General features: G+C 58.1%; 26 protein-coding genes. 2 read left to right on the forward strand and 24 right to left on the reverse strand.

Going from position 1 to position 25,047, the window contains the following annotated elements; all coding sequences use genetic code 11:
- Positions 1-143: 143 nt before the first annotated feature.
- From ABIE59_RS02220 to flhA, 12 genes are all read right to left on the reverse strand, one after another.
- The gene (locus tag ABIE59_RS02220; RefSeq protein ID WP_354443856.1) at positions 144-947 is read right to left on the reverse strand and encodes a chemotaxis protein CheW; all 804 of its coding nucleotides are present in this window, start codon (positions 945-947) and stop codon (positions 144-146) included.
- Entirely contained in the window at positions 940-1,737 is a 798-nt protein-coding gene (locus ABIE59_RS02225) for a ParA family protein (RefSeq protein ID WP_354443858.1), read from the reverse strand. Before ABIE59_RS02225 ends, ABIE59_RS02220 begins: the two co-directional genes overlap by 8 nt.
- A 187-nt stretch (positions 1,738-1,924) precedes the next feature.
- The gene (gene motD, locus ABIE59_RS02230; protein ID WP_152437766.1) at positions 1,925-2,707 is read right to left on the reverse strand and encodes a flagellar motor protein MotD; all 783 of its coding nucleotides are present in this window, start codon (positions 2,705-2,707) and stop codon (positions 1,925-1,927) included.
- Positions 2,708-2,724: 17 nt separating this feature from the next.
- Positions 2,725-3,465, reverse strand: coding sequence for a flagellar motor protein (locus ABIE59_RS02235; RefSeq protein WP_061331820.1), 741 nt, complete (start codon positions 3,463-3,465; stop codon positions 2,725-2,727).
- Entirely contained in the window at positions 3,465-4,625 is a 1,161-nt protein-coding gene (locus ABIE59_RS02240; protein ID WP_354443861.1) for a protein-glutamate methylesterase/protein-glutamine glutaminase, read from the reverse strand. The genes ABIE59_RS02235 and ABIE59_RS02240 overlap by 1 nt, the downstream gene beginning before the upstream one ends.
- 44 nt (positions 4,626-4,669) lie before the next feature.
- A complete protein-coding gene (locus ABIE59_RS02245; protein ID WP_354443863.1) occupies positions 4,670-6,763 on the reverse strand; it encodes a chemotaxis protein CheA in 2,094 nt (697 codons plus the stop codon).
- Between the two features lie 20 nt (positions 6,764-6,783).
- Positions 6,784-7,569 carry a protein phosphatase CheZ gene (locus tag ABIE59_RS02250; RefSeq protein WP_138436592.1) on the reverse strand — a complete coding sequence of 262 codons (786 nt, stop codon included), beginning with the start codon at positions 7,567-7,569 and terminating at the stop codon, positions 6,784-6,786.
- Between the two features lie 20 nt (positions 7,570-7,589).
- A complete protein-coding gene (gene cheY, locus ABIE59_RS02255; protein ID WP_011785448.1) occupies positions 7,590-7,973 on the reverse strand; it encodes a chemotaxis response regulator CheY in 384 nt (127 codons plus the stop codon).
- Positions 7,974-8,132: 159 nt separating this feature from the next.
- Entirely contained in the window at positions 8,133-8,876 is a 744-nt protein-coding gene (locus ABIE59_RS02260) for an RNA polymerase sigma factor FliA (protein WP_061331817.1), read from the reverse strand.
- Positions 8,877-8,908: 32 nt separating this feature from the next.
- Positions 8,909-9,721, reverse strand: a complete 813-nt coding sequence (locus tag ABIE59_RS02265; protein ID WP_058090155.1) for a MinD/ParA family protein — start codon at positions 9,719-9,721, stop codon at positions 8,909-8,911.
- Positions 9,722-9,791: 70 nt separating this feature from the next.
- Entirely contained in the window at positions 9,792-11,108 is a 1,317-nt protein-coding gene (gene flhF, locus ABIE59_RS02270; RefSeq protein ID WP_354443867.1) for a flagellar biosynthesis GTPase FlhF, read from the reverse strand.
- A 57-nt stretch (positions 11,109-11,165) separates the two neighbouring features.
- A complete protein-coding gene (flhA, locus tag ABIE59_RS02275; RefSeq protein ID WP_058090157.1) occupies positions 11,166-13,340 on the reverse strand; it encodes a flagellar biosynthesis protein FlhA in 2,175 nt (724 codons plus the stop codon).
- A 225-nt stretch (positions 13,341-13,565) separates the two neighbouring features.
- Here flhA and upp point away from each other — a divergent pair, with 225 nt between their 5' ends.
- The gene (gene upp, locus ABIE59_RS02280; RefSeq protein WP_058090158.1) at positions 13,566-14,204 is read left to right on the forward strand and encodes a uracil phosphoribosyltransferase; all 639 of its coding nucleotides are present in this window, start codon (positions 13,566-13,568) and stop codon (positions 14,202-14,204) included.
- 2 nt (positions 14,205-14,206) lie between these two features.
- Positions 14,207-15,460, forward strand: a complete 1,254-nt coding sequence (locus ABIE59_RS02285; RefSeq protein ID WP_354443870.1) for a uracil-xanthine permease family protein — start codon at positions 14,207-14,209, stop codon at positions 15,458-15,460.
- Between the two features lie 283 nt (positions 15,461-15,743).
- On the opposite strand, the gene flhB is transcribed toward ABIE59_RS02285, so the two are convergent.
- From flhB to ABIE59_RS02345, 12 genes are all read right to left on the reverse strand, one after another.
- Positions 15,744-16,880, reverse strand: coding sequence for a flagellar biosynthesis protein FlhB (flhB, locus tag ABIE59_RS02290; protein WP_354443872.1), 1,137 nt, complete (start codon positions 16,878-16,880; stop codon positions 15,744-15,746).
- A gap of 2 nt (positions 16,881-16,882) precedes the next feature.
- Positions 16,883-17,668 (reverse strand): flagellar biosynthetic protein FliR, encoded by a 786-nt coding sequence (gene fliR, locus ABIE59_RS02295; RefSeq protein WP_354443874.1) that lies wholly within the window; start codon positions 17,666-17,668, stop codon positions 16,883-16,885.
- Between the two features lie 4 nt (positions 17,669-17,672).
- On the reverse strand, positions 17,673-17,942 hold the full coding sequence (gene fliQ / locus ABIE59_RS02300) for a flagellar biosynthesis protein FliQ (protein ID WP_106695404.1): 270 nt from the start codon (positions 17,940-17,942) through the stop codon (positions 17,673-17,675).
- Between the two features lie 10 nt (positions 17,943-17,952).
- Positions 17,953-18,714 carry a flagellar type III secretion system pore protein FliP gene (gene fliP, locus ABIE59_RS02305; RefSeq protein WP_058090163.1) on the reverse strand — a complete coding sequence of 254 codons (762 nt, stop codon included), beginning with the start codon at positions 18,712-18,714 and terminating at the stop codon, positions 17,953-17,955.
- Positions 18,715-18,718: 4 nt separating this feature from the next.
- Entirely contained in the window at positions 18,719-19,165 is a 447-nt protein-coding gene (gene fliO, locus ABIE59_RS02310) for a flagellar biosynthetic protein FliO (RefSeq protein WP_152437760.1), read from the reverse strand.
- A gap of 1 nt (position 19,166) precedes the next feature.
- Positions 19,167-19,670 carry a flagellar motor switch protein FliN gene (gene fliN / locus ABIE59_RS02315; RefSeq protein WP_058090165.1) on the reverse strand — a complete coding sequence of 168 codons (504 nt, stop codon included), beginning with the start codon at positions 19,668-19,670 and terminating at the stop codon, positions 19,167-19,169.
- A complete protein-coding gene (gene fliM, locus ABIE59_RS02320; protein ID WP_072677664.1) occupies positions 19,663-20,661 on the reverse strand; it encodes a flagellar motor switch protein FliM in 999 nt (332 codons plus the stop codon). The genes fliN and fliM overlap by 8 nt, the downstream gene beginning before the upstream one ends.
- 40 nt (positions 20,662-20,701) lie before the next feature.
- Positions 20,702-21,202: a flagellar basal body-associated FliL family protein gene (locus ABIE59_RS02325; RefSeq protein ID WP_354443878.1), complete on the reverse strand. Its 501-nt coding sequence runs from the start codon at positions 21,200-21,202 to the stop codon at positions 20,702-20,704.
- Positions 21,203-21,384: 182 nt separating this feature from the next.
- Entirely contained in the window at positions 21,385-22,527 is a 1,143-nt protein-coding gene (locus ABIE59_RS02330) for a flagellar hook-length control protein FliK (RefSeq protein WP_354443880.1), read from the reverse strand.
- Positions 22,528-22,612: 85 nt separating this feature from the next.
- Complete coding sequence (locus ABIE59_RS02335; protein ID WP_106695397.1) at positions 22,613-22,963, reverse strand: Hpt domain-containing protein; 351 nt, start codon at positions 22,961-22,963, stop codon at positions 22,613-22,615.
- Positions 22,956-24,749, reverse strand: coding sequence for a SpoIIE family protein phosphatase (locus ABIE59_RS02340; RefSeq protein ID WP_502915318.1), 1,794 nt, complete (start codon positions 24,747-24,749; stop codon positions 22,956-22,958). The genes ABIE59_RS02335 and ABIE59_RS02340 overlap by 8 nt, the downstream gene beginning before the upstream one ends.
- Positions 24,724-25,029, reverse strand: coding sequence for an STAS domain-containing protein (locus ABIE59_RS02345; RefSeq protein ID WP_058090171.1), 306 nt, complete (start codon positions 25,027-25,029; stop codon positions 24,724-24,726). The genes ABIE59_RS02340 and ABIE59_RS02345 overlap by 26 nt, the downstream gene beginning before the upstream one ends.
- Between the last annotated feature and the right edge of the window lie 18 nt (positions 25,030-25,047).

The following is a 25,047-nucleotide window of genomic DNA, read 5'->3' on the forward strand; positions in this document are numbered from 1 at the left end:
CCTTCTCGGCTGCCCGGCGGGCAACCTGATCGTCAAAAATTCATCATCAGTGCCCAATACTATAGTTAAGGGCACAAACCGTGCCAGCCTTGCACGGTTTCTTTCAGTAACCAATTTGTACAGTTCCCGCCTGTGCGGCCACGTCAACTCAGATCCAGGTGATGCTCCCGCTCCGCCCTCACCAACAGGTGAGCCATGGTTCTGACATCAATCAGTGCGCACATGTGATCAATCACCGTGCCAGCCAGCCAGGGCCGTTTGCTTCGCGCGGTGCGCCAGCGTACCTCATCGGGCTTGAGGGTGAACGACTGGGCAACATCGTCACAGGCCAGGCCCCAATCACTGTCATCCAGACGAATCACAAACCGATAGTTATCCCGGGCACCGGCCGGAACCCGCCCCGCCATGATCCACTCGGCGGTGTCCACCACCCGCAGGTTATGGTCCCGGTCAGGCCGAATCCCCATGTACCAGCGGGGGCTACCGGGAATTGGCCGGATTTCCTCTTCAATTCGATGAATGGCACCAAGTAACACCAATGGTACCGCTAGCTGCAGGCCGGCTACCGTAAAGATCAGGCATTCAAACGGCCCCTGAGACCAATCTGGCCGGGTCGGTGGCTCCGTGCTGGCTGCCGATGGCTCAGGAGTGGTCGCTACTGAGGCCTCAGCCTGCCGAACCTCTTGCGCCTTAGACTGAACAACCCTGGCTGACACCAGCGGCGCGGTCGGCGCCTTCTCGATAACCGGGGTAGGCTCAGGTTTCACGATCTCAGGCGGTTTTTCCCGGACTCTGGTTGGGGCTTCGGTTTTCAATGTCGGTTCTGGCTGAGCCTTTTCCGGCTCTTGCACCTGGGCACTGCTGGTTGCCGTGTGCAGAAGTTCGTCCAGGTAGCTGGCGATCGCCGCATCGGGCGTGGCCAGCCGTGTCATTTTTTTGTCAGCCATGCTGCCGCTCCTTCGCGGTAGCGGTCAACGCCAGAATATCGTCGAGCAGGTGCCGGTAGGCTCGAACGCCGTGGGTGTCCGCGTCCAATTCCGAGGGAATGACGCCGGCCTGGCTGGCATCCCGGAACTTGGTGTCCACCGGAATGGCAAAACGCCAGAGCTTGTCGCCGTAGGTTTTACGCAACAGATTCAGGCTCTTCACTGAGGCCTGGGTACGGCGATCATAGAGCGTGGGCACAATGGTGTACGCCAATTCGTTCTTCTGGGAACGCATGATCATTTGCAGGGTGTGCAGCATGCGCTCCAGGCCCTTGATCGCCAGAAACTCGGTCTGTACCGGAATAATCAGATGCTGGGCCGCCGCCAGGGCATTGACCATCAGCACGCCCAACGACGGGGTGTTGTCCAGAATCACGTAATCAAAGTCATCCCAGAGTTGCGCCAGGGCCCGGGAAACAATCAACCCCATCCCCTCCACGCCAATCATCCGACGCTCAAGGGTGGCCAGGGCTGTGCTGGCCGGCAGCAACGACAGATTCGGACAACTGGTCTCGGTAATCAGCTGGGCAGGCAGGCCTTCCGGCACCTTGCCCTGGTGCTGGAACAGATCGAATACGCTGTGCGCCAGCGAATCGGGGTCATACCCGAACCAGCTGGTCAGAGAGCCATGGGGGTCAAGGTCGACCACCAGCACGCGTTTGCCGCGTTCGGCCAACAACCCGCCCAGGGCTACCACCGAGGTTGTCTTACCTACACCACCTTTTTGATTGGCTACAGCCCAGATTCGCACTCTTGTTACTCCAGTTTGGCTATGCCCGACAGAAATACCGGCCGCTACTGACCATATCGGCACGCGGACCCGAAACTTGACTGTCCGCTGTCCGTTTTACGCGGCAAGCCTTTGCCGATCCGGATGATAAAAAGACTGTAATACAGGAAGCGTGCCAGTTCGGCCATACGCATCTGCCACCGACAGATCAGCGAACGGCACCACGAATACTGGCGTCTCGGGAAATCAGAAGTACAACCCGGCGATTACGCCGCCGCCCTTCCTCGGTATCGTTTCTCGCCACCGGCTGGTACTGGCCGTAACCAACCGCGGCCAGGCGTTCGGGTTCTACACCTTCCATCATCAACATACGAGCCACGGCCGATGCCCTGGCGCTGGAAAGCTCCCAATTGGATGGAAACCGGCTGGTTCTTATTGGCTGGTTATCGGTAAACCCTTCCACTTTGACCGCGTTATCGCGGTTGCGAAGCACTGTCGCGATCTTTTCGATGACCTGGAATGCATCGTAGTGGGGTTCGGCGTCGCCACTACTGAACAGCATGCTGTTTGGCAGGTTTAGCTCCAGCCAGTGTTCATTGGTTTCCAGGCTGACCACGCCCTGACTGATCAGTTCATCAAACTCCATAGTCAGTTGATCTGCCATGGTTCTGAGGGCTTGTGTGCGGCTCTCGGCATCCAGTTGAGGATTGCGAGGGGCTTCGGTGACCGGCGGGGGAATGACGTCTTCTGGTGAACTGGTCCGTACCCGCAGTGGCTGGTCGCCCACCTGGACCGGCTGCACCGAGCGCTGGGGTGCGTTAAACACGCCTGTCAGGGTTTCGGACAGAACTTTGTATTTGCCCTCGTTAACCGAAGACACCGAGTACATGACGACAAAAAAAGCGAACAGAAGCGTGATGAAATCCGCGTAGGAAATCAGCCAACGCTCTTTGTTGTGCAGGTCATCCTGGGGTTGTCTGCGCCGACGCATAGGCTATTCCGTACTGATTACTGCAGGAAGCCCCGCAGCCTCAGTTCAATGGATTTCGGGTTCTCACCCTCAGCGATGGCGATGATGCCATCGATCATCATGTCTTCGTAGCGGGTACGTTCCTTGACGATACTTCGCAACTTGTTGGCGACAGGGAAAAACAGCAGATTAGCCAGGGCCACGCCGTAGATGGTGGCTACGAACGCGGTGGCAATGCCGCTGCCCAGGGACTGCGGGTCTTCAAGGTTGGTCATTACCTGTATCAGGCCCATGACCGCCCCGATGATACCGATCGTCGGCGAATAACCACCCATGGCTTCGTAGATACGCGCCGCCTCAAGATCCCGCTGTTCACGGGATTCCAGATCCACTTCCATAATGCTGCGGATGGCTTCCGGCTCAGCGCCGTCAACCAGCAACTGCAGCCCTTTGCGGGCAAATTTCTCCGGCTCTCGCTCTGCCAGGCCCTCAAGGCCCAGCAAACCCTGCTTACGAGCCTTGACGCTCCAATCGATGACCTTGCCAATACCATCTTCCAGGCTGATGTAGGGCGGCACAAACACCCAGCGAATCTGCGCCATGGCACGCTTGAGCATCGGCCAGGAGGTTTGCAGAATGGTGGCCGCCAGTGTGCCCCCAACCACGATCAGCCCGGCAGGCCCATTGAACAGGGAGCCGACGGCACCACCTTCGAGCAGATTGCCACCCAGGATGGCTACAAAGGCAAGGATGATGCCCAGCAGGCTCAGAATATCCATCAGCTCACGCCTTCAACCAGCCGGGGACCCACTTCATCAAGCGGCAGGATTTCGTCACTCAATCCGGCCTTGGCGACGGCCATGGGCATGCCGTAGATCACCGAGGATTTCTCGTCCTGGGACCAGACCACCGAACCGGACTGCTTCATCATCCGGCAGCCTTCCTTACCGTCTGCTCCCATTCCCGTCAGGATGACGCCCAGGGTTTTTCCCGGGAAGCTGCGGGCAAGAGAACCGAAAGTGACATCCACACAGGGTTTGTAGTTCAGCCGTTCGTCACCCGGCAGGATCCTGACTCTCGCCTGACCGCCACGATTTTCGATCATCATTTGCTTGCCGCCGGGCGCCAACAGGGCATGACCAGGCTTCAGGATATCGCCATCCTCTGCCTGCTTGACCTGAATACGGCAAAGTTTGTTCAGGCGCTCGGCAAAAGCCGGGGTAAAACTGGCAGGCATGTGCTGCACCAGCACAATGGGAGCCGGGAACGACGCCGGCAGTGCGGTCAAGACCTTCTGCAGCGCCACCGGTCCTCCTGTGGAAGTGCCAATTGCAACCACGCTGTAATGTCTTGGTGCGGCTTTCCGGGAGGGCCGCCTTGGCGTTTCCGGCTCGCGGGTCGGCTCTGGCTGGACCGGGGTTGAGCGGTCGCGGGTTACCGGTCTGGCGGGCCGCTCTGGAGGCTGCGGGGCAGCCGGGCGCGAAACCCCGGGACGCGGCGCTGCCGGGCGCGCAACCGGAGCCGCAGAACGACCGCTGGGCTTGCTGCCGGCCACGTCAAGAATCCGATCGATGAGGATTTTCTGAAGTTGGCTGGTATCCCGGGCAATTTCCTCGAAGTTCTTGGGCAGGAAGTCCACTGCCCCGGCTTCAAGGGCATCCAGAGTAACCCGCGCGCCCTCATACGTCAGAGAGGAGAACATCAATACCGGGGTCGGGTGCTTTTTCATGATTTCACGAACCGCCGAAATGCCATCCATCACGGGCATTTCGTAGTCCATGGTAATCACATCAGGGCGCAGCTTTTCGGCCAGCTCCACCCCTTCACGGCCATTGGTTGCCGCACCAACAACCTCGATCTGCCCCGAGGCCGTGAGGATTTCCGTCAGCCGTTTGCGAAAGAACCCTGAATCATCAACGACCAGGACAGAAACTGTCATCCATTTCTCCTAAACAATCCTGCATGTTGTCTGCCCTGGCACCGCTAACCGTAATGTTGAAGAAGGCTGGGTACGTCAATAATCAGGGCAATGCGGCCGTCACCGGTGATGGTGGCCCCGGCCATACCGGGCGTACCCTGTAACGCCCGCCCCAGCGGCTTGATCACCACCTCTTCCTGACCGATCAGCTGGTCCACCACAAATCCGACCTGCTTGGTGCCCATGGCCACAATCACCACATGGGCATTATCTGGTTCTTTCTGACCGGCCGCGCCATGCACCAGCCAACGCTTGATGTGGAACAGAGGAAACACCTTGTCACGAACCACAATGCATTCCCTGCCGTCGACAATATTGGTTTTTGACAGATCCAGATGAAATATCTCAACCACGTTCACCAGGGGCAAGGCGAAGGACTGATCGCCCAGCATGATCATCAGCGTAGGCATGATCGCCAGGGTGAGCGGCACCTTGATAATAATGCTGGTGCCCTTGCCCTGTTCAGACACGATGTTGATCTGGCCGTTAAGTTGGCCGATCTTGGTCTTCACCACGTCCATGCCCACGCCCCGGCCAGACACGTCGGATATCTGTTCCTTGGTCGAGAAACCAGCGGCAAAAATCAGGTTAAAACACTCGTTATCGGTCAGTCGATCTGCGGCATCCTGGTCGTACAGCCCCTTCTCCACCGCTTTTCGGCGCAGAACATCAGGGTTCATACCCGCGCCATCGTCAGAGATGGAAAGCAGGATATGATCCCCCTCCTGTTCCGCTGACAGGGTAACGGTGCCAGCACGGGGCTTACCGGCCTTTTCCCGCACCTCTGGCATTTCAATGCCATGATCAACGGAGTTTCTTACCAGGTGAACCAGCGGGTCGGACAGCGCTTCGACCAGGTTCTTGTCCAGGTCGGTTTCTTCCCCGTGCATCACCAGGTTGATTTCTTTCTTCAGCCCTCGGGCCAGGTCTCGTACCACCCGTGGGAAGCGCCCAAATACCTTTTTGATCGGTTGCATGCGGGTCTGCATGACCGCCGCCTGCAAATCGGTGGTCACCACGTCGAGGTTGGCGACCGCCTTGTGCATATGTTCATCTTCGCTCTCGGAACCCAGACGCTGCAGGCGATTACGGACCAGCACCAGCTCACCCACCATATTCATGATGTCGTCAAGGCGCTTGGTATCCACCCGCACAGTGGTCTCGGCTGCGGGCGCCGCATCTCTTGCCGGGGCGGCGGGGGCTGCCGGTTTGGCTTCCTGCTTGGCGGGTTCCGGTTGTTTTGGCTCCGGCTTCTTTGGCTCAGGCTTGGCCGCAGGCTCAGGTTTGGTCTCCGCTGCGGGGGCTGCACCAGGGCTCTTGCCTTTGCCGTGCAGCTCATCCAGCAGATTTTCAAACTCGTCATCGGTGATCAGATCATCACCAGTGGATGATTTTGCCGGTTCTTCTGGTTCCGGCTCCGGCGGGGTGTCGTTATCAACAACCGGGGGGCCGGCAAACTGGCCTTTGCCATGCAACTGGTCCAGCAGGGCTTCAAATTCGTCGTCGGTGATCTCGTCGCCGTCTGACCCGGCGTCATTGGCAGAGGTGTTTTCCGGTGCGGCCGCCGGCTGTTGCTCCGCACCTTTTTCATCGGCCAGGGCATCCAGCAGTTGCTCAAACTCTTCGTCGGTAATATCACCGGAATCATTGCCGGCACCCACGGCAGGTTCGGGTTCTGGCGTTGGCGTTGCCGGCGCTGCCGTGTCGCCTTCCGGCTTGGCAAGTTCATCCAGCGCGGCGATCAATTCGTCCGGAGCCGGCGTCGGCTCTTCACGGTTACGAACCTGATCAAACATGGCGTTGACGTGGTCCAGGGCTTCCAGCACCACGTCCATCAATTCGGAGGTAACCTTGCGCTTGTGGTTGCGAAGGATATCGAACACATTTTCCGCAGAGTGACAGCAGTTGACCAGCGCTTCGAGCTGCAGGAACCCGGCACCGCCCTTGACCGTGTGGAAACCACGGAAGATGGCGTTGAGCAGGTTGCTGTCATCCGGATGCTGTTCAAGATCTACCAGCTGCTCGGACAGCTTTTCGAGAATCTCGCCGGCCTCAACCAGGAAGTCCTGCAGGATCTCTTCGTCGGCATCAAACGCCATGCGTCACCCTCTATAATCGTTCAGAAACCGAGACTGGATAACAGGTCATCAACGTCGTCCTGCCCCGAAACTACATCATCACGCTCCTCAGCCTTGATCTGAGGCCCTACCCCTTTTTCGGCCGATTCTTCTTTTTCTTCAATCTGGTGCACGGTGCCGGTGAGCTGGTCCACGTGGCTGGCCATCACCACCAGGCCAAGCAGGTTCTCTTCGACTTCTTTCACAAGGGCCGTGACTTTCTGGATAACCTGCCCGGTAAGATCCTGGAAGTCCTGGGCCAGAAGGATTTCAGACAGATTGCTGTACAGGGTATCGGAATCTGTGGCCAGGCCCGCAAAGAAGCGATCAATGCGGCCGTACAGTTCCCGGAATTCTGCCGGCTCCATTTCCCGACGGCGCAACCGCTGCCATTCGTCTCGCAGGGCGGTCGCTTCGTCGCGCATGGTGTGCGCCACCGGCATGCTTTCTTCGACCAGGTCCATGGTGCGATTGGCCGCCTGGCTGGTCATCTGGACAACGTAGGCCAGCCGATCCGAGGCATCGGACATCTTGGACAAGGCTTCTTTCTGCTCGGCACTGCGGGCGTCTATCTGAAAATTCCGGATAGCCTCGTGCAGGCTCCGGGTCAACCGCCCCACTTCCCGATAGAGGCTCTGGTCGCGAACTTCACTTAGCTCGTTGATCACCGACATTGCCCGGGCGTAGTTACCGGAACTGATACATTCGGCCAACTCCGAACTCTGCTGCTGGAGCTTTTCGGTTACCTCCGGGTCGAGGCCCTGATGGTTCTCGTTCTTGTCAGTCATGACAGCCATCCGACCTCTGGTTACTGGATTCGCTCGAAGATCTTCTCAATCTTTTCCTTGAGAACGGCAGCGGTAAAGGGTTTGACGACGTACCCGTTAACGCCGGCCTGGGCCGCCGCCACAATCTGGTCACGCTTGGCCTCCGCAGTTACCATCAGCACCGGCAGGTTCTTCAGGTTCTCGTCTGCCCGCACCGCCTTGAGCAGATCAAAACCCGACATGCCTGGCATGTTCCAGTCGGTCACCAGGAAGTCGTACTTGCCGCTCCTGAGCATGGGCAAGGCAGTGTTGCCATCGTCCGCTTCATCCGTATTGGTGAAGCCAAGATCGCGCAGCAGATTCTTGATGATTCGCCGCATTGTGGAAAAGTCATCCACAATGAGAATTTTCATGTTTTTGTCCAATGGGACCTCCAGTCAGTAACACCCGGATTTCATTAAGCCTTTTGAAAGTCTAGCAGGCCGCTGCTTTAACCGCTTATTGTGTGTTGTTTGGCCGCGTTGTAAAGCGCCGGTTACCAAAATCTACACAGTTACGCGCCGCGCGGTCAGCGCCGGCCCGGTTTATTCTGGCTCGTCTTCCCGCCAATCGGACAACCGTCCCCTGAGACGAAGGGCCGCCTGGCTATGAATCTGGCTGACCCGGCTCTCGCTGACGCCAAGCACCGCGCCAATTTCCTTCAGGTTGAGCTCTTCCTGGTAGTAGAGGCTCAACACCAGCTTTTCTCGCTCAGGAAGCTCCTCAATTGCCTCTGCCAGGCTTTTCTGGAATGCATTTGATGCAATGCCATCCAGGGGATTATCGCTGGCCTCTGTTTCTTCTATCGGCAGCTCCCCGGATTCATTGAGCTCATCAAGGCTAAAAAGTCGGCCACTGTTGGCGTCTGCCAGGGAGGCATGATATTCCGACAGGTCAATGCCCAGCTCTTCGGCAACATCAACATCCTGGGCCTCGCGCCCGGTGCGGTCTTCAACCGTCTTGATGGCTGCCGCGATACGGCGGGCATTACGGTGAACGGAGCGGGGAACCCAGTCGCCCTTGCGGATTTCATCCACCATGGCACCGCGGATACGAATACCTGCGTAGGTTTCAAAGGTGGCACCCTTGCCGGTGGAATAGCGTTGCGCAGCTTCCAGCAGGCCGATCATGCCCGCCTGCATAAGATCTTCAAGCTGAACCGAGGCCGGCAAACGGGCCATCAAGTGTAGGGCGATTTTCTTGACCAGCGGCGCATGCTCCTCAATCAGCTGAGAGGGGCCTTTTGCGCCAGCCTGATGGTAGATTCCCAGGTTTTTCGCCAATGTCATGTATCCGATTTTCTTGTAGGACTGGATTCAGATCAGACTTCGACGAGCCGCTCCACGAAAAACTCCAGATGCCCTCTTGGCGATGATGGCAGCGGCCAGCTGTCCACTTTCTCTGCCAGGGCACGGATCGCCAGCGACGCCTTGGCCCGTGGATAGGCATCCAGAACGGCCCGCTGCCGCTGAACGGCTTTTTTGACGGCTTCGTCGTAAGGCACGATACCTACATATTGTAGTGCTACATCAAGGAAACGCTCGGTGACACGGGTCAGTTTTTCATACAGATGCCGACCTTCCTGCTCATTTCGCACCTGATTCGCCAGAATACGGAAACGGTTGGTACCGTAGTCGCGATTCATCAGCTTGATCAGGGCATAGGCGTCGGTAATCGAGGTAGGCTCATCGCACACCACCAGCAGCAATTCCTGGGAGGCCCGCAGGAAACTGACGACGGACTCGGAAATACCGGCTGCGGTGTCAACAATCAGCACATCAATCTGGTCACCCAGCTCGCTGAAGGCGTTGATCAGCCCCGCATGTTCCATCGGGCTCAACTGGGTCATACGCTGGGTGCCGGACGATGCGGGAACAATCTTGATACCACCCGGGCCGTTGACCAGAACGTCCTTGAGGTCGCACTCGCCACTGAGCACATCCTGCAGATTGCGATTGGCGGTAATGCCCAACAGCACGTCGATATTGGCAAGGCCAAGGTCTGCATCCAGCAACACCACCCGCCGGCCTTTCTGGGCCAGCGCGATACCGAGGTTGACGGACACATTACTCTTGCCGACACCGCCCTTGCCGCCGGTAACCGCAATCACCTGAACCGGATGTGGTCTGCTCATACTGTTATCAGTCTCTTACTGCGTTCTTGTGTGGGCACAAACGGCAGCGCACCGGCTGTACCACCGGGCCTCAGGCCCCTTCTGCAACGGCCTGGCCGTGCTGCATTGTTTTCAGGCGTTCTACGCCCAACCGCACCAGAGGAATGGCCTCTGCCCGGTGCAGGTCTTCGGGAATCTTCTGGCCATCGGTATACCACGCCACTGGCAGGCCGGTTTCCATGACAAAGCCCAAAGACTCACCCAGTGTCAGCGCTTCGTCAATCTTGGTCATGACGCAGCCTGCAAGGTTTGCCATCTTATAGCAATGCCACACGGATTTCATGATGCGCGGCTGGCTGGTGGCAGACACGACCAGATGGGTACGGATATTGTGATCGCTCCGGGCCAACTCCGCCAGCTGTTCCTGATAACCGCGATCCGAGCTGGTCAGCCCGGCGGTATCAATCAGAACCAGGTGCCGATCTGACAATTCGTCCAGAATGTCATCCAGGGAATGACTCTCGTCCACAACCCGGACCGGCACATTGAGAATACGGCCAAACACGAATAGCTGTTCATGGGCTGCCACCCGGTAGCGATCGGTGGTGACCAACGCCAGGGAATCCGGCCCATGCTCCAGTACATATTGGGCTGCCAGCTTGCCAATGGTGGTGGTCTTCCCAGACCCGGTTGGCCCCACCAGCGCATAGACGCCGCCGGCCTCAAGCCAGTCTTCCCGAGCGGTACGCACGCCGGTGGCCAGCATCTTCAGGGATTGCTTCCAACCGTCTTCCAACCTGCCGGCACGATGCTGACGGGACAGAGAGGTTGCCAGCTCCGCGCCCAGACCAAATTCCTGCAGCCGCTCGGCAAGCCTCTGCTGAACTGCATTGGATGCCGCGACTGCAGGATTCTCGGTTACCGAGGTACGGCCGCTGACCATCTCTCTCAGGGAGTTGATTTCCGCTCTCATGCTCGCCAACTCATCCGAGTAGCCCGCCGCTGGCCGGCCACCTGCATTGCCCACCGAGGTCGACCCGCCGGCCAACTCACCTGACCAGTCGGCAGCCGGCCGATCGTCAGCCAGTGCACGATCATATTCCGCGCCGACACCCGCCCGCTTCTCCCGCACTTCGCGAATGCGACTGCGTGATCGGTTCAACTCTTCTTCCAGCCGACGATGCTGGTCTGCCTGCAGCTCCGCCAGGCGCGAGCCGTTGGTGGCCTGTGCCGCTTTCTCGCCAAGGCGCTGGCGTGCCATATTTTCGTCATAGTCCAGGGCCGTCACAATTTCGACGCCTCCGTCCACCCGGCGATTGGACAAAATAACGGCATCCGGTCCCATCTCATGACTGACCTGTTTCAGGGCTTCGGCCATGGTCTTTGCAAAAAACCGTTGTACTTTCATAGCGCTTCATCCTCCACCGGCGTGCCCGAATCGGGTGTTCGCCTTGCCCTGCCGGCCTTACTGACCAACAGAGGCGACTATCGTGATCTGTTTGTTATCCGGAATTTCCTGGTACGAGAGCACATGCAAACGCTCTACCCCATAACTGGCAAACTTTGCCAGCACTGGCCGCAAGGGCCCGGAAACCAGAAGAATCGCCGGCTTGCCCAGCATTTCCTGGCGCTGAACACTGTCCTGAAGGGACCGCTGCAGCTTTTCCACCATATTGGGCTCAAGCACCAGGCCAATATCGTCCTGTCCGCCGGATTGTTGACTCTGTTGTACTGACTTAAGCAACAACTGTTCCAGGTCTGGATCCAGAGTGATCACCGGTATCTCGGTGTCGTTGCCACAGATGCTTTGAACGATCATTCGGCGCAACGCCTGCCGAGCCAGGGTGGTCAACAGTTTCGGGTCCTGGCTTCTGGGGTGGACGTTAACGATGGCTTCGGCAATGGAGCGCATATCCCTGACCGGCACTTCTTCCCGGAGCAGATTCTGAAGCACCCGCAACAGGACGCTCACGGAGATCGTCGTAGGCACCAGCTCCTCAGCCAGTTTCGGAGCCATTTTCTCCAACTGGTCCAGCCACTTCTGGGCCTCTTCATGGCCGATAAGTTCATGGGCGTGCTTTTGCAGAATCTGGTTAAGGTGGGTAGCCACCACCGTGCTGGCATCCACCACGGTGTAGCCCAGAGTCTGGGCCTGGTCTTTCTTGTCAGGCTCAATCCAGATGGCATCCAGGCCGAAGGCCGGGTCTTTGCCGGCAATGCCTTCCACCTTGCCGAACACCTGGCCCGGATCAATGGCCAGCTCACGTTCCGGGTGAATCTCCGCCTCGGCAATGGTCACACCCATCAGGGTAATGCGATAGACGTTCGGCATCAGGTCCAGATTGTCCCGAATGTGCACTGACGGCATCAGGAAACCCAGATCCTGAGACAGTTTTTTGCGAACCCCCTTGATGCGACTGAGCAGCTGCCCGCCCTGGGATTTATCGACCAGAGGAATCAGCCGGTAGCCCACTTCCAGACCAACGATGTCAACGGTCGCCACATCATCCCAGCCCAGCTCCCGGGTTTCACCGGGCGCCGGCAGCGCCTGTCCTTCTGCGCCGGACCGATCCTGAACCACCTCGCCACCGGCACGGGGCGCTCCACCAGCCATGCCGCCACGACCGGCGTAAACGCCCTCTTCTTCCACAGTCTGGCTTTGCTTTTTCCAGATCAGCCAGGCCGCACCGGCCGCAAGGCTGCCCAATCCAAGGAAAGCAACATGGGGCATGCCCGGAATCAGGCCCAGGATAATCAGGATGACGGCGGCAATACCGATGGCCTTCGGCGCGTTGAACATCTGATGAATGATCTGCCCGCCCATGTCCTGGCTGGCCGTTACCCGCGTTACCATGATGGCAGCGGAAGTAGACAGCAACAGTGATGGAATCTGGGCAACCAGGCCGTCACCGATGGTCAGCAGCGCGTACCGCTGCATCGCCAGGCCAAAGTCCAGGCCATGCTGGAGCATGCCGATCGAGATACCACCGATGATATTGATCGCAAGAATCAGCAACCCCGCAATGGCATCGCCCTTCACAAACTTGGACGCACCATCCATGGACCCATAGAAATCCGCTTCCTGGGCAATCTCCGAACGGCGGCTTTTGGCCTCGTCCTGGTTGATCAGGCCCGCGTTCAAATCCGCATCAATGGCCATCTGTTTGCCGGGCATGGCGTCCAGGGTAAAGCGGGCACTGACTTCCGACACCCGGCCGGCGCCCTTGGTCACTACCAGGAAGTTGATGATCATCAGGATGGCAAACACCACCAGACCAACGGCGTAGTTACCGCCGATCAGTACCTCACCGAACGATTCGATCACCTTACCGGCGGCATCGCCACCTTCGTGACCGTTGAGCAGGACAATCCGGGTAGAGGCCACGTTCAACCCCAGACGCAGGAGCGTGGCAACCAGCAGTACCGTCGGGAACGACGCAAACTCCATGGGCCGAAGCGCGTACACACACACCAGCAGGATGACGATGGACAAAGTGATGTTGAAGGTAAAGAACACATCCAGCAGGAAGGCCGGCATGGGCAGGATCATCATACCCAACAAGCCCATCAGCATCAGCGGAATACCGATACTGCCCCGCGTCAGGGTTTTGACGTTACTCAGAACTAACGCTCTGTCCATGCTGGATACTTCTCCGCTCTGCCGTGCTTTCCGGAACTGTCAGGGTCGAAAATCTGACGCGGCGCGCCAATCTGGGAGAGTTATCGCAAGAACCGTACCAGGCCTTACAATTTTTGATATCTACAGCACGACCAGCGCCTGACGCAGGCGCCCAGATACGGTATCCTTGCGCCATTTATTGCATCCGAATCCAAGCCCGAACATTCGAACACACAGGTGACCCCAATGCCGATCCACGAAGTGAAGCACCCCCTGATCCGCCACAAACTCGGCCTGATGCGCCGCGCAGACATCAGCACCAAGAATTTTCGTGAACTGGCACAGGAAGTTGGCGCGCTTCTGACCTACGAGGCGACCAAAGACTTCAACCTGCAGGAAAAGACCATTGATGGCTGGGCCGGGCCGGTGACCGTGGAACAGATTCACGGCAAGAAAGTCACCATCGTGCCGATTCTGCGCGCTGGCCTGGGCATGCTCGACGGCGTGCTGAGCCTGATCCCGGTGGCACGAGTGAGCGTGGTAGGCCAGATCCGTAACGAAGACACCCTGGAAGCTGAAACCTATCTGGAAAAGCTGGTGGGCGAGCTGGACCAGCGTATGGCCCTGATCATCGACCCGATGCTGGCCACCGGTGGCTCCATGATCTCCACCATCGACCTGCTCAAGAAAGCCGGCAGCACCGAAATTCGGGCCCTGGTGCTGGTGGCTGCCCCGGAGGGTATCGAGAAAGTACTGGAGAAACACCCGGACGTTTCCATCTACACCGCTTCTGTTGATGAGCGCCTGAACGAAAAAGGCTACATCCTGCCTGGCCTGGGGGATGCCGGTGACAAGATCTTCGGCACCAAGCAGAAGGACGTCTGAGCATGCAGGAACACACCAATGAACCCGTATGGAAGCAGGCACTAGCCGGCTCCCAGATGCTACTGGTCGCCTTCGGCGCCCTGGTATTGATGCCCCTGATCACCGGGCTGGACCCCAACGTGGCGCTGTTTACCGCCGGCGTGGGCACCCTGATTTTCCACATAGTCACCGGCGGCCAGATCCCCATTTTCCTGGCCTCATCCTTTGCCTTCATCGCGCCGATCATCGCCGCCAAAGGCCGCTTTGGCCTGGAAGAAACGCTCGGCGGCCTGATGGCGGCCGGCATCCTGTACATTATCCTTGCCGGTGCGGTACGGGCCCGGGGCACCGGATTCGTCACCCGCCTGCTGCCACCGGTGGTCATCGCCCCGGTAATCATGACCATCGGCCTGGGGTTGGCATCCGTTGCGGTACACATGGCTTCTGGCCGCACCGGAGACGGCGCCGCCGAACTGGTGCCTTACAACACCGCCATCGTCATTGCCATGATCTCCCTGGCCGTCACCATCGTCATGTCGGTCTGGGCCAAGGGCATCTTCCGGCTGATCCCGATCATGTTTGGCGTTATCGTCGGCTACATCCTGTCCTGGTTCGCCGGCATTGTAGATACCACACCAATTCAGGAAGCCCCCTGGTTTGCTGTTCCCAACTTTGTCGCCCCCTCCTTCAGCTGGGGCGCCATCCTGTTCATGATCCCGGTCGCCATCGCCCCGGCCATTGAACACATCGGTGACGTACTCGCCATCGGCAACGTCACCCGCAAAAACTACCTGCAAAAGCCCGGCCTGCATCGCACCCTGTTGGGCGACGGCCTGGCCACCAGTGCTGCCTCCATGCTCGGCGGACCACCCAACACCACCTACTCTGAAGTCACCGGCGCCGTCATGCTGACCCGCAACTTCAACCCGAAAGTAATGTGGTGGGCCGCGGGTACTGCCATCGTCCTGGCCTTCGTCGGCAAATTCGGTGCAGCCCTGCAGACCATTCCGGTTCCGGTTATGGGCGGCATCCTGTGCCTGCTGTTCGGCTCCATCGCCGTGGTCGGCCTGAACACCCTGATCCGCCACCAGGTAGACCTGTCCCAGTCCCGTAACCTGGTCATCGTAGGCGTGACCCTGGTATTCGGCATCGGCAACATGGTGATTGGAACGCTGGAAGGTATTGCTCTGTGCGCGGTTGTCGCGATCGCCTTGAACCTTATTCTGCCGGGCGAGAAAGAAGCCTGGGGTAAGCGAATTCAGGAGCCCAAGGCTTAGTAAATGAAACCGGTCAGGTCGACACCGAGCTCGGCCTGACCTCTCTCCCCTAACAGCCGCCGGATTTCCATCCCGGCGTTGTCCGATTCAATTCACGAACGCTCTGATTCCCATACTGGCCAATTCGGTCGCGAGCCGTCGGCATGGCCTCCCAAAAATCTCGAAGGCCATGGATGGCCGGAGCGAAGCGCTCATGGATGAGCTCGTAGCGTTTTTTGGGAGGCCATGCCGACGGCTCGCCACACCAAACCATCAGGCTACAATCAGAGCCAAACTCCACGATCTAAATATCGCGCCGCATCTCCGGCGGAATCGGAAAATCAGGCATGCCCGGTTTTGCCCCGCGCCCCTTTCGGAACTGCCGAAGCTGAAACACATAAGCCAACACCTGAGCAATGGCCATATACAAACCGTCGGGAATTTCCTGCCCCACATCGGTATTGTGATACACCGCCCGGGTCAGCGGCGGCGTCCGCAGGATTTCTACCTTGTGCTCACGGGCAATTTCCATGATCTTGAAGGCAATCTCATCCGCCCCCTTGGCCACCACCACCGGCGCACCCATCGAATCCTGGTTGTACTTCAACGCCACCGCATAATGGGTCGGGTTGGTAATCACCACATCCGCTGTCGGCACGTCCTGCATCATCCGGCGCTGGGCCATCTCACGCTGCAACTGGCGAATCTTGCCCTTTACCTCCGGCTTACCCTCGGTGTCCTTGTACTCGTCCTTCACCTCCTGCTTGGTCATACGTAGTTTCTTCTGGTGATCATAGATCTGAAACGGCACATCAATCATGGCAATGATGATGGTGGCACAAGACAGGAAAAAGAAGCTCCAGCCCAAGGTCCAGACCACATGGGCCATGGCCGGAATAACCGGCTCTTCAGCGATCGCAAGCAGGTCCTCAGTGCGCAGGTTGAGAATCAGAATGGCCACCGAAAGCACCAACCCCACCTTGGCAATCGCCTTGACCAGCTCAATGAGGGAGCGCATCGAGAACATCCGCCCCAGACCCTTGATGGGATTCATCCGGCTGCCTTTCGGGGCAATCGCCTTGGCGCTGAACAACAAACCACCAATGCCAATAGAGCCTGCGATGGCCGCCACCAAGAGCATGATCAGAATGGGAGACAAGGCAAAGGCAGCTGCCTTGGCAGAAAGTATGAGCTGAACACTCATGTGGCGGGTGTCGTAGATCGCGGCACGCTCAATCACAAACGAGTCGCGCATGATGCCTTCAAGGGTATTGCCCAGGCCGCCACCAAACATCAACAATCCCCCGGCCCCGGCCAGCAACACCGCCATGGTGGCCAGCTCTTTCGAACGGGCAGTCTGGCCGTCCTCCTTGGCTTTCTCAAGTCGTCGGGGGGTCGGCTCTTCGGTTTTCTCCTGGCTGTTATCGTTCTCTTCAGCCATGGCTATGGTTGCCCCTGCAGCTGCCGCATAAAATCAAAGGTTTCCCGGGTGTACTGCTCAAAGTGCGGCAGAAAATTGGCGTGCAGCACCCAGATAGCAAACAATCCAAAAATCAGGCCAATGGGGAAACCGAGGGCAAAGATATTCATCTGCGGAGCGGCGCGGGTCATCACGCCAAAGGAGATATTGACGATGAACACGGCAGTGACGGCGGGCAGTGCCAGTAGAATGGCCGACACAAACATCCAGCTGATCCGGTGGGCAAGGTCCCACACCCCCGCCTGGCCAAGCCCCTCCATGCCAATGGGCATGATGTAGAAGCTCTCAATGAACACTTCGAACGCCACCAGGTGTCCGTTCATGGCGAGAAACAACAGAGTGATGGTGATGGTGTAGATTTGCGCCAGTACCGGCACGTTGACGCCATTGGCCGGGTCCATCATGGAGGCAAAACCAAGACCCATCTGCATGGCGATCATCTGGCCGGCAATCACGAAAAGCTGCCAAAGGGCCATCAGCGCAAACCCCAGCCCAACGCCGATCAGGATCTGCTGCAGGGTGATCACCACGGCATCGGCGCTGAACGCCTCAACCTGGGGAACTTCGGGGATCAGTGGGGCAATAAGCACGGTCATCAGCAGGGCCAGCCCAAGCCGCACTCGTGCAGGTACCAGTTGGGTACCGAAAATGGGAATGACCATCAAAAAGCTGGCCAGCCGGAACAGCGGCCACAGGTGCTGGCCCACCCATTGGCCAATCAGGTCTGCACTGAACTCCGCCGGTACCATCCCGTCAGCCGATCAGGAAAGGGATGCTGGATATCAGGCGATTGGCATGATCGAGCAGCAGGGTCAGCATCCACGGGCCGAGCGCAATGATCACTATCAGTGTGACCAACAGGCGAGGTAGAAAGCTCAGGGTCTGCTCGTTGATCTGGGTAGCTGCCTGGAAGGTACTCACCACCAGACCGATCACCAGACCCGGCCCGATAATGACAGCGGCAAGCAACACGATCATCCAGAGCGCTTCGCGCAGAATGTCGATCACGGTCTCAGGGGTCATGGTTGGCCTCCTATATCCCGTAACTGGCGGCAAGGGTGCCCATGATCAGCGCCCAGCCATCCACCAGAACAAAGAGCATGATTTTAAAAGGCAAGGAGATGATGATGGGCGACAGCATCATCATACCCATGGCCATCAGAACACTGGCCACCACCATATCGATGATAAGAAAGGGTATGAACAGAATAAACCCGATCTGAAACGCCGTCTTGAGTTCACTGGTCACAAATGCCGGCATCAGCACCCAGAAGGAAACGTCTTCGGGGGTTTCATACTGCACATCGGCGATGCGCATAAACAACGCAAGATCCGACTCCCGCGTCTGCTCCAGCATGAACCGGCGGAACGGCTGACTGGCCAGCTCCACCGCCTCCAGGGAGGTGACCTCTTCCTGCATGTAGGGCTGCAGCCCCACCCGATTGGCCTCTTCCAGTACCGGCTTCATGATAAAAATACTCAGGAACAGAGCCAAGCCCAGCAGAATCTGGTTGGATGGCGTTGCCTGCAAACCCAGGGCCTGCCGAAGAATGGCGAAGACCACGATGATGCGGGTGAACGATGTCATCATCATCAACATGGCGGGCAGGAAGGTCAGCGCTGTCATCAGCGCCAGGATTTGCAGGGTTACCGAGTATTCCTCGGTTCCGTTTTCTCCGGGCTGCACCGTAAAGGCCGGAATGCCCGGCAGGTCGGCAAAAGCCACAGGCGCCAGCAACAACCCAGGGAACAGCACAAGCAATGGAAGACAGCGTTTGAGCAGGGCCACGGTCATAGCGTCAGTCTTTCCTTTCCGGTGCCGACCAGGACTTGCCGATCATGCCCTGTAACCGGCGGGCAAACTCTCCGGTGGGAGGGTTGGCGGAATCCACAACCGGGTGGTCGAACACCTGCAGGGTTCGAATGGTGGAAGGGGTAATACCCAGCAATATTTGTTGGCCACCCACCTCCACCAGGGCAATCCGCTCCCGGGCCCCAATAGCCAGCACAGAGACCACCTTGATCGCGTTGTTATTCATGCCGGTCATGCCGTTCATACGCCGGATCAGCCAGGCACAGCCGTAGATCACCGCGACAACCGCCAGCAACCCAAGGCCCAGGCTGACAATGGTCCCCAGAGTATCCGGCGCGTTTCGGCCAGCGTCCCGAGCCGGTGCACTGGCCTCCTCGGCGAATGCTGGAACAGCAAAAATAAGGGGCACCAGGCCGTTCAGAAGTCGCACCATGTTACTTCTGCAACCGTTTGATGCGCTCACCCGGGCTGATCACATCGGTCAGGCGGATACCGAACTTTTCATTCACCATCACAACCTCACCGTGGGCAATCAAGGTGCCATTCACCAGCACATCCAGCGGCTCACCCGCCAGTCTGTCCAGCTCAATCACAGAGCCCTGGTTAAGCTGCAGCAGGTTGCGGATTGGAATCTGGGTGTTGCCCACTTCCATGGAGATGGTCACTGGAATATCGAGGATAACGTCGATATCCGGAGCTTCCCCGCTACCACCCATACCAGCGTCGTCAGGGAATTCTTCCATCGGGGCGGCACGAACATCCTGCCCGGGCTCATCGGCGCCCTCGGCTTCGGCCATCGCGGCTGCCCATTCGTCCTCACGGCCATCCGCATCGCTCTCTTCAGAACCACCGGTTTCCTCCATGGCAGCTTCCCACTCAGCAGCCAGCTTTTCGTCCTCGCTGAGCTCCTTATCGTCTTTCTTGTCGTCCTCAGCCATTGCGTCCCACCTTCAGTTGTTTCTTTACTTTGGGCAATGTCGCCCGCTCATGAATTCTCAGCGCCAGCTTTCCGTCTCGGGTTCCCAGTGTGGCCTTGTAGATCGGAATTCCATTGGCGGTAACCGTCAAATACTCGGGCACTTCTACAGGGATCACGTCCCCGGCCTTCATCCTGGCAATATCCCTAAGTGATATTCTGCGCCGGCAAACCGTTGTATTGATCGGAACATTCACTTCCTTGATGTCTTCCTGCAGGGCGTTGACCCACCGCTCATCAACATCGTCGATATCGCTCTGCACCCCGGCATCCAGCACATCCCGAATGGGCTCAATCATGGAATAGGGCAAAGCAAAGTGCAGCTCACCACCACCGCCATCCAGTTCGATATGGAAGGTACTGACCACCACCACTTCACTCGGGCTGACAATATTGGCCATCGCCGGATTCACTTCCGAGCTCAGGTATTCGAATTCCACCTGCAGGACCGCATGCCAGGCTTCTTTCATGTCGTGGAAAACCTGGTTCAGAACCATCTGGACAATGCGGGTTTCGGTGGGCGTGAATTCCCGGCCCTCAATCTTGGCGTGCCTGCCCTCCCCGCCGAAGAAGTTATCCACCAGTTTGAACACCAGCTTGGCGTCCAGAACGAACAGCGAGGTGCCACGCAGTGGGCGCACCTTGCACAGGTTGAGACTGGTGGGCACATACAGGGTGTGAATATATTCACCGAACTTCATGATCTGCACGCCACCGGTGGAGACGTCAGCATTCCGGCGTAAAAGGTTGAACAGGCTGATACGGGTGTAGCGGGCAAACCGCTCGTTGATCATCTCAAGGGTGGGCATACGGCCACGGACGATACGGTCCTGACTGGCCAGGTCGTAGGTCTTTACGCCGGTTTCATCAGTCTCTTCATAGGTATCTATGTCACCGTCATCCACACCGTGGAGAAGCGCATCAATTTCGTCCTGTGACAATAAATCCTGCATACCTGACCCTGCCCTGAGATTCGTTTACCCGATCGGGTACCTATTGCACTACAAAGTTTCTGAATAGCACCCGCTTGATCGACGGCTCACCTTCTTCCTCAAGCACCTGGTTAACGGTCGTTAGCAGCTGCTCGGCAAGAGCTGACCGCCCTTCCGGCGTCTGCAGCTCATTGAATTCACTCTTCCCAAGCACCATCACCAACTGGCTGCGAATCAACGGCATGTGCGTTTCCGCCGCGGCCAGGGCGACTGGGTCCGACGCTTCGAGTGACAGGTGAACCTGGGCGTAACGCTGGCGCCCCTGGGCCTGAACTGTCGTTACCAGCGGGCGCTCCAGGTCAATATAGCTGCTGGCGACAAAGGCCGGCTCTGACGTTGATGCCCGCTCACCTTCACCGCCACCCGGAAGGCCACCCCCGAGGAACCAGAGCGTTCCAACGATCGAAAGCGCAACCGCCAAAACAATGATCACCACCAGCATGATGATGAGCTTCAGTTTACCTTTCTTGGCGGGTGCCGGTGCAGCAGTGTTCTCAGCCATAATGTCCGCTTTGTCAGATTTTTGTCAGTCAGGCAATCTGCACCTGACTTTCCATGATTAATGCAAGGGGCGGGCCAGAACTCCCACCCCCCCCCGGTTCAGAACCGCAGTTTAGCGTTGCCGGAGGGGATGGGCAAAGAGGATTGGAGCGTTAACGCAAAGCGGTCAGAAAACGAACAAAATCAGGCAAACACATCCACCTCACCCTTCCAGGCCAGGTCGAGGCCAGCCATCTCTTGCAGGGACTCATCAGTATCTCCGGTCAACGGCCCGCCACTTTCGCCAGCCGACGCATGCTCTCCGGAACCATCTCCCTGCTCAGCACCCTGCCTGCCGGGCTGGTCGGAAACATCAAACTGACTCAGAGACAAACCCTGCTCCCCCAGCATATCCCGCAGCCTGTGGGAGTTGAGTTCCAGCTGCTCCCGTACAACCGGGTTGGCGGCCTGCACGGTGATGTTGGCCTGGTCATTCTGTACCCGAACCTTTACCTCCATCGGTCCCATATCCGGTGGCGTCAGGTGAATTTCTGCCACAGACATGTTTCGGGCGGTCAGCCAGCTGAGCTTGCCCATCACCTTGTCGCCCCATTCCGCCTGCCCCACGGGCACTTCCACCGATGTGGCATATCCCTTCAGGGGCACCGCAGCCTCTGCCGCCAGCCGTGCGGGTTGCGCTGCCTGTTGTGAAGCAACCTCCAGGGTTGCCTGGAATCTGGGGGCCGACAACAGGTTGGCGGGATCAACCGGTCTTGCACTCTCACCAGCCACGCCGGCAGACAACAGGTCGGTTAATTGCGTACTCAGATTCATGGCGGTGGTCGCCGGGCCTTGTTGTCCGTTCTGGCCATTGATGGCGCCTTGCATGCCAGCCATCGGCATCAGGGCGGGATTCATCAGGGGATCGGCATCGGTAGCCGGCAAGTGATTGCCTGCGGGCACCAGCAAGGACTGCAGGCTTGCGAAGGTCATCGGCACAGAGTCGATCTGAGAAGGCTCTTCCTGTTTGGCCGCAGTGCGCTGTGAACCGGGCTCTTTAGCCTCTGTAACCGGGGAGCCCGGCTTGTCGGCACTTTCCGAGGCAGCGGACTCTTTGGGCGCATTGGCGTCTTTCTTGTCGGCACGCCGGGCTTCGCGCTTGTCCTGAACCGCGCGGTTCTGATCCTGTCGATCTGCCTGCTTCTGGTCCAGACGCTTTCTTTCCGCGCGGGATACCTCGTCAAACCGCGACTCAGAGCCGGAATCCCGATTGCCCGCCGGTTTGTTGGTCGCTGTGTCCTTCTGTGCCCCCGGAGCTGGCGCCTGGGGAAGAATCATCTGCTGCATGGCAACCTCTTGCCGCTTTATCAACCTGTATTGCCCGCAATCGGGCTCTGAGTGGAAGATTGCAAAAGAGATGCCAGAACAAGCCTCAGGTTGATTCACCGAAGGATTTCAGCCGTGTGGTTACCTCTGAGAATTCCACCTCTATGGCTTCTACAATGGGTTCTGCTTCATCCAGGTTGCCAGCTTTACCCGCCTGCTCCGCCTCCATACACAATGCCCCGAGACACGGAGCACCGATATTGATACAGCTGCCCTTGAAACTGTGGGCCGTTTTAGCGAAGGCATCGGCGTCGCCTGCTTCCAGGTTCTGCCTGAGGCTGTCCAGGCGCGTTCGCGAGTCTGCCAGATAGGTCTGAATCAATACTTCAAACTCATCTTCCATGACATCCTGCAATTCAGCCAACGCCTCTTCGTCAAGATGTGGTTTGTCAGTCATCTGCAATCCTCTGCGTATCGTTGTGGCCGGAAGGCGCATTGTCGGCGAGTGCGGTTGACTCCCAATCATAAACGATTTCTACATGATTGCCGCGCCCATGCACCCTCAACTGCCGGGTCATCCGGCGCAATAGTTCAAGGCCGCGGCCCGCGTAACGTGTACCGGGAGGCAACCTCTGTTCCAACACCTTCTCAGAATAACTCGCAAAATCAAAGCCCTGCCCGCTATCCTCACAAACCACATGCAACCGACCGCCGGTATCCGTGGGCTGGTGGCTCAGGGCAAACCGGATATAGTGGCCGTTGGTATGGGCCAGTCGACGTCTTCTTTCCTTGTAATAGTGACCAAATCCGTCGGGGGATGTTTTCCAATCCGACGGCAGTTCGAGCACGCCGTGTTCCAGGGCGTTGTTGTAGAGCTCGGACAACAGGGTGTATACCTCACCGCTCTTGCGACGAAGACCAGGGACCTCCATACAAATGTGGAGCAGAAGGGGTAGCGGGTTGAAATCTGCTAGCGTTCGCTCTCGTACCTCATAGACACAGTGCCAGTCGACCGGCCCGGACAGCGCCGATTCCGGCGCCCGGTCATTCCGTGCCTGGAGCTGTTCGTGATGAATGATTTCCAGCACACACAGCGTCAGATCATCCGCGGCATCCGGTTTTCCGGTGAACATCCGGATGTGCTCCATCAACGCATCAAAGGGCTCCTTTGGTGGATCAAGATCCGCCAGAACCCGGTGTACGCCTGCTTCCCCGAATTGCTCACCCCGGACATTCCGTGACTCCGAGAAGCCATCGGTCATGATGACAACCTGGTCACCAGGTTGCACAGGCAGTACCGTCATGGAGGCCTGGAACTGATCGGGGGCCTGAACCCCCAACGGCAAATGCCGGGAGGGGATGGTCAGGTGTTTGCCATTGGCACGCACCAACCAGCCATCCGGCAATCCGCCATTCCAGGCGCGCAGCTGGCCCAGCTTGAAATCAGCATCGAGCATGGCCCCACAACAGAACATCCCCACCGGCAGGATCTTTTTCAGCTTTCGATTGATCTCAGAGAGAATGTCCGCCGCGCCAAACCCCTTGGTTGCCATGCCGTAGAAAATCTCGGCAACGGGCATGGCGCCGATGGCCGCGGGCAAGCCATGGCCAGTGAAATCCCCCAGAAAAATCAATGTACCGCCCCCGGGACGTTCCGCCGCAAACAGTACGTCACCATTGAAGACAGACAGCGGGGAAGCGTGATAGCGAATATGGGGGGCATTCAGGCATCCGGTATGGGCAACGTTGTCGAATACCCGCCGAGCGACCATCTGTTCCTCTACCAGTTGTTCGTGCTGCCGGCGGATCTGGTCCCGCTGGTCCGATAACACCTGGTGCATCTTGCGCATGCGATTGAAGGCATTGATCTTGGCTTCCAGGATCACCCGGTTATAGGGTTTCACCAGAAAATCGTCACCCCCAGCCTCCAGGCAACGGGCCAGCTCACTGGCATCGGACAGAGAACTCAGGAAGATCAGGGGGACTAGACGTTCACCGGCCAGGGCCTTGATCTGCCGGGCCGCCTCCATGCCATCCATTCTGGGCATCAGCGCGTCCAGCAGGACAATATCCGGCTGCTGATCACAGAACAGGGCAACTGCCTCTACGCCGTCCCTGGCCTCAACAACCTGATGACCAAGTCGCCGAACCAGGGCAGAGAGGATCAGCCGGTCACTGTCGCTGTCTTCAGCGATCAGTACCTTCAGGGCGTCGGCCTCAGCCGATGCTGAAGAGTTGCTCAAAATTGGAGATAGAGAGGATGCGCCGGACATCGCTATTGCAGTTCTCGATTGAGATACTGGCACTGTCTCCACCGGCATGGTCCCGCAACAGGAGCAACATACCCAGGGCGGAGCTGTCGAGGTAAGTGGTGTCGGAGAGATCGATCACATAACGGTTGACGCTGGCATCACTGTGCTCATAAGCGTCACGGAAGGCCTGATGAGTGCTGAAATCAAAACGGCCCTCTACCCGGATTGTCAGAGTCTGACCGTCGTCACTCCGGCGAGTTTCTATTGGCATTCCGTCACCCCCCGGCCC

Source organism: Marinobacter sp. MBR-99, assembly GCF_040547575.1.
Lineage (GTDB): Bacteria > Pseudomonadota > Gammaproteobacteria > Pseudomonadales > Oleiphilaceae > Marinobacter.

Coding starts and splice junctions, on each gene's coding strand:
- flhA (WP_058090157.1), bottom strand. CDS start 13,340: ATGGACAGAGCGTTAGTTCTGAGTAACGTCAAAACCCTGACGCGGGGC.
- ABIE59_RS02265 (WP_058090155.1), bottom strand. CDS start 9,721: ATGAGCAGACCACATCCGGTTCAGGTGATTGCGGTTACCGGCGGCAAG.
- motD (WP_152437766.1), bottom strand. CDS start 2,707: ATGCGTCGGCGCAGACAACCCCAGGATGACCTGCACAACAAAGAGCGT.
- fliQ (WP_106695404.1), bottom strand. CDS start 17,942: ATGACCCCTGAGACCGTGATCGACATTCTGCGCGAAGCGCTCTGGATG.
- ABIE59_RS02245 (WP_354443863.1), bottom strand. CDS start 6,763: ATGGCGTTTGATGCCGACGAAGAGATCCTGCAGGACTTCCTGGTTGAG.
- ABIE59_RS02250 (WP_138436592.1), bottom strand. CDS start 7,569: ATGACTGACAAGAACGAGAACCATCAGGGCCTCGACCCGGAGGTAACC.
- ABIE59_RS02330 (WP_354443880.1), bottom strand. CDS start 22,527: ATGCAGCAGATGATTCTTCCCCAGGCGCCAGCTCCGGGGGCACAGAAG.
- ABIE59_RS02240 (WP_354443861.1), bottom strand. CDS start 4,625: ATGACAGTTTCTGTCCTGGTCGTTGATGATTCAGGGTTCTTTCGCAAA.
- fliP (WP_058090163.1), bottom strand. CDS start 18,714: ATGACCGTGGCCCTGCTCAAACGCTGTCTTCCATTGCTTGTGCTGTTC.
- ABIE59_RS02345 (WP_058090171.1), bottom strand. CDS start 25,029: ATGCCAATAGAAACTCGCCGGAGTGACGACGGTCAGACTCTGACAATC.
- ABIE59_RS02325 (WP_354443878.1), bottom strand. CDS start 21,202: ATGGCTGAGAACACTGCTGCACCGGCACCCGCCAAGAAAGGTAAACTG.
- upp (WP_058090158.1), top strand. CDS start 13,566: ATGCCGATCCACGAAGTGAAGCACCCCCTGATCCGCCACAAACTCGGC.
- ABIE59_RS02285 (WP_354443870.1), top strand. CDS start 14,207: ATGCAGGAACACACCAATGAACCCGTATGGAAGCAGGCACTAGCCGGC.
- flhB (WP_354443872.1), bottom strand. CDS start 16,880: ATGGCTGAAGAGAACGATAACAGCCAGGAGAAAACCGAAGAGCCGACC.
- fliO (WP_152437760.1), bottom strand. CDS start 19,165: ATGGTGCGACTTCTGAACGGCCTGGTGCCCCTTATTTTTGCTGTTCCA.
- ABIE59_RS02235 (WP_061331820.1), bottom strand. CDS start 3,465: ATGGATATTCTGAGCCTGCTGGGCATCATCCTTGCCTTTGTAGCCATC.
- flhF (WP_354443867.1), bottom strand. CDS start 11,108: ATGAAAGTACAACGGTTTTTTGCAAAGACCATGGCCGAAGCCCTGAAA.
- ABIE59_RS02220 (WP_354443856.1), bottom strand. CDS start 947: ATGGCTGACAAAAAAATGACACGGCTGGCCACGCCCGATGCGGCGATC.
- fliR (WP_354443874.1), bottom strand. CDS start 17,668: ATGGTACCGGCGGAGTTCAGTGCAGACCTGATTGGCCAATGGGTGGGC.
- ABIE59_RS02335 (WP_106695397.1), bottom strand. CDS start 22,963: ATGACTGACAAACCACATCTTGACGAAGAGGCGTTGGCTGAATTGCAG.
- fliN (WP_058090165.1), bottom strand. CDS start 19,670: ATGGCTGAGGACGACAAGAAAGACGATAAGGAGCTCAGCGAGGACGAA.
- ABIE59_RS02260 (WP_061331817.1), bottom strand. CDS start 8,876: ATGACATTGGCGAAAAACCTGGGAATCTACCATCAGGCTGGCGCAAAA.
- fliM (WP_072677664.1), bottom strand. CDS start 20,661: ATGCAGGATTTATTGTCACAGGACGAAATTGATGCGCTTCTCCACGGT.